The organism is bacterium (assembly GCA_023135785.1).
GTDB lineage: Bacteria > CAIJMQ01 > CAIJMQ01 > CAIJMQ01 > CAIJMQ01 > CAZNJA01.
On record JAGLSL010000082.1, the window covers coordinates 1 to 11,783 of the forward strand.

12 protein-coding genes are annotated in these 11,783 nt (G+C 37.1%); 9 read left to right on the plus strand and 3 right to left on the minus strand.

Annotated elements, in window-relative coordinates:
* Nucleotides 1-200: 200 nt before the first annotated feature.
* The 9 genes from KAS42_05965 (at nucleotide 201) to KAS42_06005 (ending at nucleotide 9,196) form a co-directional block, all read left to right on the plus strand.
* Entirely contained in the window at nucleotides 201-470 is a 270-nt protein-coding gene (locus tag KAS42_05965) for a GIY-YIG nuclease family protein (GenBank protein MCK4905763.1), read from the plus strand.
* Nucleotides 471-615: 145 nt separating this feature from the next.
* Nucleotides 616-2,364 (plus strand): threonine--tRNA ligase, encoded by a 1,749-nt coding sequence (locus KAS42_05970; protein ID MCK4905764.1) that lies wholly within the window; start codon nucleotides 616-618, stop codon nucleotides 2,362-2,364.
* A 33-nt stretch (nucleotides 2,365-2,397) separates the two neighbouring features.
* Complete coding sequence (pnp, locus tag KAS42_05975; GenBank protein ID MCK4905765.1) at nucleotides 2,398-4,497, plus strand: polyribonucleotide nucleotidyltransferase; 2,100 nt, start codon at nucleotides 2,398-2,400, stop codon at nucleotides 4,495-4,497.
* Between the two features lie 393 nt (nucleotides 4,498-4,890).
* Nucleotides 4,891-5,325 (plus strand): dUTP diphosphatase, encoded by a 435-nt coding sequence (gene dut, locus KAS42_05980; protein MCK4905766.1) that lies wholly within the window; start codon nucleotides 4,891-4,893, stop codon nucleotides 5,323-5,325.
* A 41-nt stretch (nucleotides 5,326-5,366) separates the two neighbouring features.
* Complete coding sequence (locus KAS42_05985; protein MCK4905767.1) at nucleotides 5,367-6,155, plus strand: dihydroorotate dehydrogenase electron transfer subunit; 789 nt, start codon at nucleotides 5,367-5,369, stop codon at nucleotides 6,153-6,155.
* 327 nt (nucleotides 6,156-6,482) lie between these two features.
* Complete coding sequence (locus KAS42_05990) at nucleotides 6,483-6,737, plus strand: type II toxin-antitoxin system HicB family antitoxin (protein MCK4905768.1); 255 nt, start codon at nucleotides 6,483-6,485, stop codon at nucleotides 6,735-6,737.
* Nucleotides 6,730-6,951, plus strand: coding sequence for a type II toxin-antitoxin system HicA family toxin (locus tag KAS42_05995; protein MCK4905769.1), 222 nt, complete (start codon nucleotides 6,730-6,732; stop codon nucleotides 6,949-6,951). Before KAS42_05990 ends, KAS42_05995 begins: the two co-directional genes overlap by 8 nt.
* A 138-nt stretch (nucleotides 6,952-7,089) precedes the next feature.
* Nucleotides 7,090-8,076 (plus strand): dihydroorotate dehydrogenase, encoded by a 987-nt coding sequence (locus KAS42_06000; protein ID MCK4905770.1) that lies wholly within the window; start codon nucleotides 7,090-7,092, stop codon nucleotides 8,074-8,076.
* 79 nt (nucleotides 8,077-8,155) lie between these two features.
* A complete protein-coding gene (locus KAS42_06005; protein MCK4905771.1) occupies nucleotides 8,156-9,196 on the plus strand; it encodes a DUF4325 domain-containing protein in 1,041 nt (346 codons plus the stop codon).
* 136 nt (nucleotides 9,197-9,332) lie between these two features.
* On the opposite strand, the gene KAS42_06010 is transcribed toward KAS42_06005, so the two are convergent.
* The 3 genes from KAS42_06010 to KAS42_06020 form a co-directional block, all read right to left on the minus strand.
* Nucleotides 9,333-9,800 (minus strand): 2-C-methyl-D-erythritol 2,4-cyclodiphosphate synthase, encoded by a 468-nt coding sequence (locus tag KAS42_06010; protein MCK4905772.1) that lies wholly within the window; start codon nucleotides 9,798-9,800, stop codon nucleotides 9,333-9,335.
* Between the two features lie 378 nt (nucleotides 9,801-10,178).
* Nucleotides 10,179-10,916, minus strand: a complete 738-nt coding sequence (gene ispD / locus KAS42_06015; protein ID MCK4905773.1) for a 2-C-methyl-D-erythritol 4-phosphate cytidylyltransferase — start codon at nucleotides 10,914-10,916, stop codon at nucleotides 10,179-10,181.
* Between the two features lie 61 nt (nucleotides 10,917-10,977).
* On the minus strand, nucleotides 10,978-11,610 hold the full coding sequence (locus KAS42_06020) for a V-type ATP synthase subunit D (GenBank protein MCK4905774.1): 633 nt from the start codon (nucleotides 11,608-11,610) through the stop codon (nucleotides 10,978-10,980).
* Between the last annotated feature and the right edge of the window lie 173 nt (nucleotides 11,611-11,783).

Consider the following 11,783-nt stretch of genomic DNA (forward strand, 5'->3'; position numbering starts at 1 on the left):
GCCACGTTGACATCGTGGAGGTCACTGGTTCAAATCCAGTATCGCCCACTGAGGCATATAAGCAGTGAAGGGATGTGGAAATGAATGAGGTCCGACGGTTAGTCGGACTCTCCGAAGAGTCCGTATACTCCGTCTTTTCGGAGTCATCGGACCGATTGAAACATCGGAGTTCAAATCCTCTATCGCCCACCAGTTCAAAGATGAGAGGATTTGTATACATATTGCAAAGTGGAAGGAATGGCAGATATTATATTGGAAGTACTAACAATATCGACAGAAGATTCAAAGAACATGTTGAGGGGATTGTTAAAGCAACTTGTAATCTTCGACCACTGTTATTAGTATTTCAACAAGAATATAAAACACTACTTGAAGCAAGGCGGGTTGAAAGAAAGTTGAAAAGATTCAAGAGAAAAGACATAATCAAGAGAATAATAAAAGAAAAAGAAATATTTTTAACAGGCGATTAGCTCGGTTGACCGCTATTGAGTCTTTGGCGGATGGTTAGAGTGCTCCGACGTAACGTCGGAGAGGTCAGAGGTTCAAATCCTCTATCGCCCACTAACTAAAAAGGATAAAAAATTAGCCAATTAAGATATTGGCTGTTAGGTTATTATGAAACAAAATCCGCAAAATATCTCCTTAGAAACATACAGGCATAGCGCTTCGCATATTCTTGCCTATGCTGTAAAAGAACTCTATCCTGACGTAAAATTGGGTATAGGTCCTGCTATCGAGGACGGTTTTTATTATGATTTTGATCTTTCACATCGGTTTGTTCCCGAAGACCTTTCCAAAATTGAAAAGAAGATGCAGGAGATTATAAATCAGGATTATCCTTTTGTAAGAAAAGAGATATCCAAAGAAGAAGCCGCCAAAATATTTAAGGCGAATAGCGAAAAATATAAGGTAGGGCTTTTGGAAAGGATTGAAGATGAGACGGTTTCTCTTTATGAGTCGGGCGATTTTGTTGACCTTTGCAAGGGGCCGCATATTGAATCAACAGGCAAGATTAAATCTTTCAAGTTACTCAGAATCTCCGGTGCTTACTGGAGAGGCAGTGAAAAAAATCCGATGCTTCAGAGGATATATGGCACGGCATTTTATACGAAAGAAGAATTGAAGGAATATTTGAATAAACTTCAAGAGGCTGATAAACGTGACCATCGTAAATTAGGTAAAGAACTTGACCTTTTTAGTACAAATCCTGATGTCGGTCCCGGTCTTGTATTATGGCATCCCAAGGGCGCTTTAATCCGAAGTATAATGGAAGATTATTGGCGTCATTCTCATAGAAAAGGCGGATATGAATTTGTTTTCACCCCTCATATTGGAAAAGCTTCTCTATGGCAGACTAGTGGTCATTTGCAATGGTATAAAGACGGTATGTATTCGCCTATTGAAATTGATGATGTGCAGTATTATATGAAGCCTATGAATTGTCCTTTCCATATGATGATTTATAAGAACAGTGTCCGCAGTTACAGGGAGTTGCCATTACGTTTTGCGGAATTGGGCACAGTATATCGTTACGAGCGTACAGGAGTTCTTCACGGTTTATCACGAGTAAGGGGTTTCACACAGGATGATGCGCATATATTTTGTTCGCCTGATAGAATAGTCGAAGAAATAACAAGGACACTGAAGTTTTGTTTATCATTTGTAAAGGCATTTAATCTACCATTACCTTCAATGGAATTAAGTGTAAGAGACGCTTCTATGCCTGATAAATATGCGGGGAGCGATGAGAATTGGAAGAGGGCAGAAGAGGCGTTAATAACTGCTCTTGATTCGCAAGGTCTTAAATATAAACGCATGGAAGGAGAAGCTGTTTTCTACGGCCCTAAAATAGACATGAAATATTATGATGCGTTGGGACGCGCGTGGCAGGGTTCAACGATACAATTTGATTTTAACCTTCCAGAGAGGTTTGATTTAAATTATGTTAGTAAAGCAGGCAAACAAGAGCGTCCATATATGATTCATCGAGCATTATATGGTTCCCTTGAGCGGTTTTTTGCGTTGTTAATAGAACATTATGCAGGGGCATTTCCTTTGTGGTTGTCGCCTGTTCAGGTTAAGATTCTGCCGATATCTGAAGATAATTTGCCTTATGCCCAGGAAATTTGTTCAAAACTTCAGGAAGCGGAAATAAGAGTTGAAGTTGATTCAAAAAATGCGACCTTAGGTTATAAAATCAGGGAAGCTGAAAAGGAGAAAACCCCATACATAGTAGTGTTGGGTAAAAACGAAGAAAAGGAGAAAACGCTTTCCGTAAGGAAAAGAAAAGAAGGGGACAAGGGGAAAATCAATATAGAACAGTTTATTGATAACATTAAAAAAGAAATAGAAAATTATACATAACTTTTAATGTTATGTTAAAAAAAGGAGTGAAAAATGAGTGTAGTTGTAGAAACAAAAATCGGAGAAAAGAAACTTATTATTGAAACAGGGAAATTAGCCAAGCAGGCGGATGGCGCTGTAGTTGTCAGTTATGGCGATACTGTGGTTTTAACCACTGTTGTAGCAAAGGCATTGGACGAAATACCACCGTTTTTTCCTTTATTTGTCGATTATAGGGAGATGACATATGCCTCTGGGAAAATACCCGGCGGATTTTTCAAAAGAGAAGGAAGACCTTCTGAGAAAGAAATCGTAACATCGCGAATGATAGACCGTCCTCTAAGACCTCTTTTTGCTGACGGTTCTATGGAAGAGATTCAGATCGTTTCTAATGCTCTTTCTGCGGACGGAGAAATTGACCCTGATATATTAGGAATTATTGGCGCTTCAGCAGCAATAGCTATTTCGGATATACCTTTTCCTGCTCCTGTAGGGGCGGTTAGGATAGGTAAAATCGGAGATAAATTTATTGTTAATCCTACCTATAAACAAGTGGATGAAGGTGGATTAGATTTAGTGGTTTGCGGTTGGGGTGACGGCGTGTCTATGGTGGAAGGCGATGCTAAAGAAATAGCCGAAGAGGTTATTCTTGAAGCGTTGAAGTTAGGACAGGAAGTTTGCGGCGAGATTTCGTCTCTTATACAACAGTTAGTTGAAAAAGTGGGAGTTTCTAAAAAAGAAATTAAAGTTGCTTCTGTTCCCGAAGAACTGGAAAAAGAAATAGAAGCTTTTGCTTCAAAAAGAATTGATGAAACAAAAAAGATTGATGTTAAGAAAGAAAGAGTGATTCAAGCGAAGCTGTTGAAAAAAGAATGCGTAGAAAAATTTGGCGAGACATATTCGGAAAAAATTGTGGAAATGGCTCTGGGAAAATTAGAGCAGAAGAAATTCAGAGAGAAAATTATTAGTGAAGCTATAAGATCGGATGGCAGGAAGAGAGATGAGGTAAGACCCATAACATGTGAAGTGGGTATCTTGCCAAGAACGCACGGCTCGGCTGTTTTTTCCAGAGGCGAAACGCAGAGTTTGGTAACTGCAACCCTTGGGACTTCGGAAGATGAGAAAAGAATGGATGAACTAAAGGGTGAATCTAAGAAGACATTTATGCTTCATTATAATTTTCCGCCATATTCGGTTGGAGAAGTTAAACCCATGAGAGGTCCATCCAGAAGAGACATAGGTCATGGCAATTTAGCCGAAAGAGCTTTGAAACCTATGATGCCGGATTGGGAAAACTTTCCTTATACCGTAAGATTGGTCTCGGATATACTTGAGTCCAATGGTTCTTCTTCTATGGCTAGTGTATGTGGAGCGTCGCTTTCCTGTTTTGACGCGGGTATTCCTCTTAAAAAAGCTGTGGCAGGTGTGGCGTTAGGCGTTATAAAAGAAGATAAAAAATATGTTCTTCTTTCAGACATTGCAGGAGCCGAAGATAAATATGGAGATATGGACTTAAAAATAGCCGGAACCAATGATGGAGTCACTGCTATTCAAATGGACGTTAAAATAAAAGGTATAGAATACGATATCCTGAAAGAAGCATTTTTGCAGTCCAAGGAAGCCCGAAAACATATATTGGATATAATGAATAAGACAATCAGCTCTGCCCGTGAATCGGTTTCTGTCTATGCTCCGCTTATAACTATTATTGATATTAATCCTGAAAAAATCGGGGCTTTTATTGGCCCGGGTGGTAAGAATATACGTAAGATTATTGCCGAAACAGGCGCAAAAATAGATATTGATGATGAGAAAAATAAAGTGATTGTAGCCGGAGTAGATCAGGAAAGCACAAAGAAAGCTGTAGCATATGTTGAGGCATATACGCATGAAGTCAAGGCGGGAGAGATATATGATGCAACAGTGACTAAGGTTATGCAATTCGGCGCTTTTGTTGAAATTCTTCCCGGACAAGAAGGTCTTGTTCATGTTTCCGAATTGGATTCAAATTTTGTTAAAAATGTGGAAGATGTAGTCAAAGTAGGCGATAAATTTAAGGTGAAAGTTATGAAAATAGATGAGAAAGGAAGAACCAATCTTTCTCGAAAAGCAATGCAGGGAACAGAAGACAGGGAACAGAAGACAGAAGAATAAAGAATGGAAATATTTGGAAATAAATGGAGATACATAGAAATACATAGTAGACAGACAATTTATTTCTAATTTTATTGTTTTATTGTAGTTGCCGATTCATCGGCATTGTTTATTGTTGTTTGTAGTGGCAGAGTTTACTCTGCAAACAAAAAAAAGCAAAGCAAGCTCTGCCCGCTTCGCAAGCAGGCGGGTTTGCCACTACTGAAGACTAAAGACAGAAGAAATGAGATACATAGATATACAATGGATATATATTGTTAAAGGATTGAAAACTAAAAAAATTACATACTATAACTTCAAAAAACTAATGATACAGACAATATATTTCAACATATTTCTATCTATTTCGACTTATATCAATGTATTATTTCCCGGTTTATTTCTAGAAAGATGATGGAACTGAAAATAGAGAGAACAGAAGAAGCAAAGAAGTTAGATATTAGTTTGCCTGCATATCAGCACGAAGGCGATGCCGGGCTTGATTTAAGGTCGGCAAAACAATGTGTGGTTAAAAAAGGGGAAAGGCAAACAATTCCCACCGGTATAAAAATAGCAATTCCTTCGGGCTATTTGGGTCTTGTAAAAGACCGCAGTGGGTTAGCTTCCAAACACGGAATTCATACGCTTGCGGGAGTCATTGATTCCGGTTATCGGGGCGAAGTTGCGGTTGTTCTCCACAATCTCGCAGAAGAAGATTTTACTATTGATGTGGGAATGAGAATTGCTCAACTTTTAATTGTCCCGGTTATTTGTGTGAAAATAAAGGAAACTTCTCTTGACGAGACATCAAGAGGCGCAGACGGCTGGGGCAGTACAGGACATAAATAAAAGTTTAACACTTATTTATATGTTAAAATTACGAATAAGATATGTTCCATAATCAAATTTTAATAGTCGACAATAAAGAAATTGCCGCTGGTTATTTTGTTATGGAACTTATATCTTCCCAAATAGCCCAAAATTCATTCCCAGGACAATTTCTCCATATAAAATGTTCTTCCGATTCCCAACCCTTACTACGCAGGCCTTTAAGTATACATAGAGTAACAAGTAAAAAAACCATAGAAATTTTATACAAGGTAGTGGGAAAAGGCACATATTTTCTCTCAAAAAGAAAAAAGGGAGAGCAAATAGATTGTTTGGGTCCACTTGGAAACGGATTCCGATTACCAGAAGACCAAAGACCGAAGACCAAAGACCAAAGACTTATTGTAGCAGGTGGAATCGGGATAGCACCCTTATTTTTTCTTACAGAAAAAATAAAGGGATTACCAATAAAGGTATTCATTGGCGCAAAAACAAAAGACGAAATACTATGCGCTAAAGAATTAAAAAAATTGGGAGTAAAAATACATATCGCTACCGAAGACGGCAGTTTAGGATATAAAGGTCTTGTAAGCGATCTTTTAAAAAATAATCTGTTATCTGACGTCTGTTCTCTGTCCTCTGTTATTTATGCCTGCGGACCGAAAGCAATGTTGAAAGAAATTGCTCTTATATCTAAAAAACACCAAATTCCCTGTCAGGTTTCTTTTGAACAATTTATGGGATGTGGTATAGGAATATGCAACGCTTGCGTCATCAAAACAAAACAGGGCTATAAACGCGTATGTAAAGATGGACCTGTATTTAGTGCCGAAGAAATTGATTGGAAGTAGTTGCCCATTTCCCTGCCCGCTTGCCCCGACAATACGTCGGAGCAGAGGGGAAACAAATTCAATATCCCAATTTTCAAATTTTCAAAACTGACACTGCGTGTCATTGCGAGGCGTACCCGAAGCAATCTCGTTATTTGGGATTGCCACGCTCCTTTCAGTCGCTCGCAATGACAAGAGTAGTTGCCCATTCATGGGCTTTGTTTGCCAATGAATTGGTTTAATACGCTGATAAATCAGCGACTACAATAAAATTAGATTGGGAGAGGATATGATTAAGATTTTGGATTTGGTGTTATAATTACTTAAAGGAACAAAGGAGGAAAGCAGATGATTGTTGAATACATTCAGGAAGCTCTGGGAAGAGCTAAGTATGAAATTATTGATAACGAAGAAAAATACTATGGAAAAGTATCACAACTAAAAGGAGTTTGGGCAACAGGAAAAACATTAGAAGAATGCCGAGAAAATCTTTATACAGTTTTAGAAGGATGGATTCTTATCCGATTTAAAAAAGGGCTTCACATTCCGTCTTTAGGCAACAAGCAAATTGAGGAGTTAAAAGAGGTAGCAATTCGTGAATAGACTCATACCTGTTAGTTGGCAGAAGCTTGTGCAGAGATTACGGGAATTAGGATTTGATGGGCCGTATCGGGGAGGTAAACATCCATATATGGTAAAAGGTGGTTTGGTATTAACAATTCCAAACCCTCATAATCATCAGGTAGGAGTGGGTTTGTTGTCTCGCATTTTGAAGCAGGCAGATATTTCAAAAGAAATTTGGTTGAAAGGGAGATAGAAAACGAGATTGAAGTCTAAGAAAAAACCTAATCTTTCAGTTGAGCTTTTTGTAGTTGCCCATTTATGGGCTTTTTAGTCTTGTCCTTTGGAGAGTATAAACGATGAAGCAATGACAAAAAGGAATTTTCAAGTGAATATGAAACCTAATCTTTCCGTTGAGTTTGGAAATATAAAACTTCAAAATCCTGTCATATTAGCCTCCGGGACATGCGGATTTGGGGAAGAAATTTCTGGATTTTTGGATTTAAATAAAGTCGGCGCTTTAATTACAAAAACAATCACACTAAAACCTAAAGAAGGTAATCCTCCTCCAAGAATTGCAGAAATCGAAGGCGGTATTATAAATTCAATCGGACTGGAAAATCCTGGCATAAAAATATTCTTAAAGGATAAATTGCCTTTTTTGAAAAAATTAAAAATACCATTCTTTGTAAGCATATCAGGCGAAACGGTCGAAGAATTTGTAGAACTTACAAGAATTTTAGAGAAGGAAAAAGGTATCAGCGCAATTGAACTTAATTTATCCTGCCCAAATCTGAAAGGTAAAAATCTTTTCGGGCAAGACCCAAAAATCACTTATGAGGTTATAAGGAAAGTCAAAAAGGCAACTACCATCCCAATAATCGCCAAGCTTACGCCTCAAGTTAAAGACATAACCGAAATAGCGCTTGCCTGTCAAAAAGCAAGCTGTGATATTATCTCGCTTATAAATACAATCCCAGCAATGGTGATTGATTTAGAAACAGGCAAACCTTTCTTGGGCGGGATTACAGGCGGACTTTCAGGTCCTGCGATAAAACCAATAGCTCTGAAAATGGTTTATGACGTGGCAAAAACAGTTGACCCCGTTAGAAATAGGTCGCCTTTAGGCGACCGTACGGAAATGCCAGAGGCACTTCCTATTTCTAACGGGGTGGACATGCCGATAATCGGCTGTGGCGGAATAACAAGCGGAAAAGACGCAATCGAATTTATACTTGCAGGCGCATCTGCAGTATCTGTGGGAACAGCGAGTTTGGTCTCGCCTGACTCATCCATAAAAATCTTAAAAGAAATTGAAAACTATCTAATCCAGCGCAAGATTAATTCTATTAAGAAACTTATAGGCAAATCAGTCCGTTAACCAATTCCATTCTTCTGCATGGTTGACAATAAAATTTAGTACAGGTTGACAATAAGTTGACAATAAGTATAATACATCTATGAGCACAAAGGAAAAAATACTTAAAGTTTTAAAAGAAAAGAAACAAATTTCAGGCGGAGAACTTTCTTCCATATTGGAAATATCCCGACAAGCGTTAAATAAACATTTAAAAGAATTAATTCAGAATGATAAAGTTATAAAAGAAGGTGTTACCAGAGGCGCAACATATAAAATTTTTTCTTCTTCCGCAAAAAAACAATCAGAACAAATATTTAAAAAATCCTATCTTTTAAAAGGGCTTGAAGAACATAAAATATTCGAAGAAGTGGCATTGCAATTGAATTTTAATAGGAACTTAAGGGAAAATGTTTTAAATATTTTTAGTTATGTATTCACAGAAATACTAAATAATGCCATAGAGCACTCCAAGTCAGAAAAATGCAACATCGAAATTACTCTTGATCAATATAGCTGTATTTTTTCAATAAGGGACTATGGAATCGGCATTTTTTATTCTATTTTTAAAAAATTTAATCTACCTGATGAATACGCGGCGGTTGGAGAACTTATCAAAGGAAAAATAACAACTATGAAGGAGAAACATGCTGGAGAAGGCGTGTTTTTCACTTCAAAAGCGGGAGACACCGTTTCTTTTAGGTCGCATAAGACAGAACTCTTTTTCTGCAACGTAATAAAAGATACTCATGTCAGCGATATAAAATATATAAAAGGGACAGAGGCCATTTTCAAAATAAGCAGATACTCTAAAAAACAACTTAAAGAAATTTTTGAAAGATTTGCTCCGGAAGAATTTGACTATAAGTTTGAAAAAACCAAAGTTTTTGTAAGGCTTTTTCAAAAAGATTATATGTCGCGTTCGGAAGCAAAAAGACTGCTCTCGGGATTAGATAAGTTCAAAGAAATTATTCTCGACTTTAAAGGTGTAAATTCTATGGGACAAGGATTTGCCGACGAAATATTCAGGGTATTTCAAAAAGAACATCCTATCATAACCATAAAAACCGAGAACTTAAGTCCTATTTTAGAGCCAATGATTAAGCATGTAGTTGCCCCCGTTAGAGATTTAAAAAACCGCTGAATATCTATCAAGCGGATAGACAATTATCGCGCGATATGATACTTGATTAGCAACTTATTAAATCTCTAATGGGGTTGACAATAAAATTTAGTACAGGTTGACAATAGGTTGACGAAGAACTAAGAAATAGCTTTCTCTAAATCAGGCTTACAATAGAAATGCAGGCGATGCCTTCGCCGTTACCTAAAGCGCCCAATCTTTCAGGTGAGGTTGCTTTTATGTTGATTTTATCTTCGGCTATTTGCAGAATTGAATTTATACTTTCCTTAATTTTTTCTCTGTAAGGGGAGACTTTGGGCTCTTGAGCTATAATTGTCACATCTAAATTATTCACCGCAAGATTTTTCTTTTTCATTGTTTCCAATACTTTCTCCAACAGTTTTAAAGAAAAGATATCTTTATATTCGGGGTCAGTGTCGGGAAAATGTTCTCCTATATCTTTCTCGCCCATAGCGCCTAAAATGGCATCGCAGATGCAGTGAGTAACCACATCGGCGTCGGAATGTCCCAACAATCCTTTTGAATTTGGTATTTGAATACCGCCGAGGATAAGTTTGCGTCCTTTTTGCAACTTATGAATATCGTAACCTAGCCCTATTAACATAGTCATAAAAATAAAATTCCTAATTACTAATATCTAATTTCCAATGAAATATTTAATGTAGTGGCAAAGTTCACTTTGCATTCTTATTCGCCGAGCAAGCCTCCGACGTAATGTCGAAGCGGGCTGGCCACTACAAACAACAATAAACAGCGCCGATAAATCAGCAACTACAATATTTTTAAGAAATATATCGAAATACATGGAAATAAATTGTTTCTTACTACGTATTTCCACTGTATATCTATCGCATTTCTATGTATATCTTTTTTTAAATACGCCGATGAATCGGCAACTACAACTCTTAAAAATTAAATTTCTTGTCTTTTTCTATCTATTATCTGTTTTCTGTATTCTGTCCTCTGTCATCTTTTTTTTCAGTTACCAATTTCCTATTTCAAAAATAGCTTCGGCAAGAATTAAATCTTCCGGAGTTGTTATTTTTACATTGAAGGAGCTTCCTTCCACTATTTTTACAGTATGCGGCAACTTTTCCACAACGCCCGCATCATCTGTGGTTTGAAACCCTTCTTCTGATGCCTTTTTATATGCTTGCATTATTAAAGAATATCTAAAAACCTGAGGTGTCTGCACAAGCCATAACCCTTTTCGGTCCTGTGTAGATTTAACCTCGTTTTTTTCGTTTACATTTTTCAATGTGTCTCTAACGGGTATAGCACATATAACCGCACCGAATTTTCCTATATGTTTGATTATGTTATTAAAAACAGAAGCCGTTATAAAGGGCCTAACTCCGTCATGAATTGCAACTATTTGTGTTTTTTTATCCAAACTTTGCAGTCCGTTTACAACCGATTCGCCGCGTGTTTCGCCTCCGGCTATTATTTTCTCTACTTTCTTTATATTGAACTTATCAATTATTTTCTTCTTGCACCAGTCAATTCTGTCTTCACTAACTACCAAAGTTATGGAATCAACTGCCGGAATTTTGGATAAATTGATTAATGTGTGAGCCAAAATTGGCTTGCCTTCTAGGGGCAAATATTGCTTGGGCAGGGAATGATTCATTCTTGTGCCTTTTCCTGCTGCCACGATAATCACCGAGATTTTGTCTTTATCCCGCAAGAATTTCTCGTTTGATGACGGCGGGGAACTCATAACTTCCGAATCTTTCAACTTTTTCACCCCTCTGTTATTGGATGTAAAATTCCAACGGGATTTATCCATTTTCCATTCTTTCCTTTACTTTCATAAGACGAATAAAATTTTCTCTTTCTATTTCGGATAACCTGAAAGAAATATAAGAAATAGTTTCTTTTATATCGGGTATCATTTTATATTCCAAAGCGTTAACTTTCCTTCGCGTTTTTTTTATTTCTTCACCGATTAATAGAATCGCCTTTTCTACTGAAGCCAATTCCAGCATTTTAGGAGTTATGTCCTCCAAGATTCTCAAACACGAATCAAGTTCTCCCGTAGTGTTGCTTATGCCGTATTGCATTAAATTCAATTTAGAGTGAGCCCCTTTTTTGATACGCAAAAAAGGCAGTCGCAGATTAAATATCGCTTGTTCTTCTTTTTGGATTTCAAGAATATCGGCGCGATTAATTAGAGCTTCACCTATGTCGTTTAATTGGACTTGTCCTCTTGCCAATATATAGAAAGAGAGTAGCTTAAGCCAATTTTCTTCAACTTCATCTCTTAATGTATCTCCATTTTTTGCAAAATTCAAGAATCTGCCGACAAGTTCATCTAATTTATCTCTAAGAAGTTTGCAACCGCGTCGAGCCAAATCCAATCTTTTGCGTAGCAGCAAAAGCTCCATTCTTGTGGCGGAAACATTTAATTTCATATAATCTATCCTTGATTAAAATTTTGGAAGAAATATATTAGAAATACATGGAAATAAATTGAAATAGATAGAAATATGTTCCCGCCTGCTTGCTTCACATCGAAGCGGGCAGGGAAATATATTGTCTGTATCATTAGTTTTTTGAAGTTATAGTATGTAATTTTTTTAGTTTT

Coding starts and splice junctions, on each gene's coding strand:
- KAS42_05965 (MCK4905763.1), top strand. CDS start 201: ATGAGAGGATTTGTATACATATTGCAAAGTGGAAGGAATGGCAGATAT.
- KAS42_05990 (MCK4905768.1), top strand. CDS start 6,483: ATGATTGTTGAATACATTCAGGAAGCTCTGGGAAGAGCTAAGTATGAA.
- KAS42_06000 (MCK4905770.1), top strand. CDS start 7,090: ATGAAACCTAATCTTTCCGTTGAGTTTGGAAATATAAAACTTCAAAAT.
- KAS42_06010 (MCK4905772.1), bottom strand. CDS start 9,800: ATGTTAATAGGGCTAGGTTACGATATTCATAAGTTGCAAAAAGGACGC.
- KAS42_06020 (MCK4905774.1), bottom strand. CDS start 11,610: ATGAAATTAAATGTTTCCGCCACAAGAATGGAGCTTTTGCTGCTACGC.
- KAS42_05985 (MCK4905767.1), top strand. CDS start 5,367: ATGTTCCATAATCAAATTTTAATAGTCGACAATAAAGAAATTGCCGCT.
- pnp (MCK4905765.1), top strand. CDS start 2,398: ATGAGTGTAGTTGTAGAAACAAAAATCGGAGAAAAGAAACTTATTATT.
- dut (MCK4905766.1), top strand. CDS start 4,891: ATGGAACTGAAAATAGAGAGAACAGAAGAAGCAAAGAAGTTAGATATT.
- KAS42_05970 (MCK4905764.1), top strand. CDS start 616: ATGAAACAAAATCCGCAAAATATCTCCTTAGAAACATACAGGCATAGC.
- ispD (MCK4905773.1), bottom strand. CDS start 10,916: ATGAGTTCCCCGCCGTCATCAAACGAGAAATTCTTGCGGGATAAAGAC.
- KAS42_06005 (MCK4905771.1), top strand. CDS start 8,156: ATGAGCACAAAGGAAAAAATACTTAAAGTTTTAAAAGAAAAGAAACAA.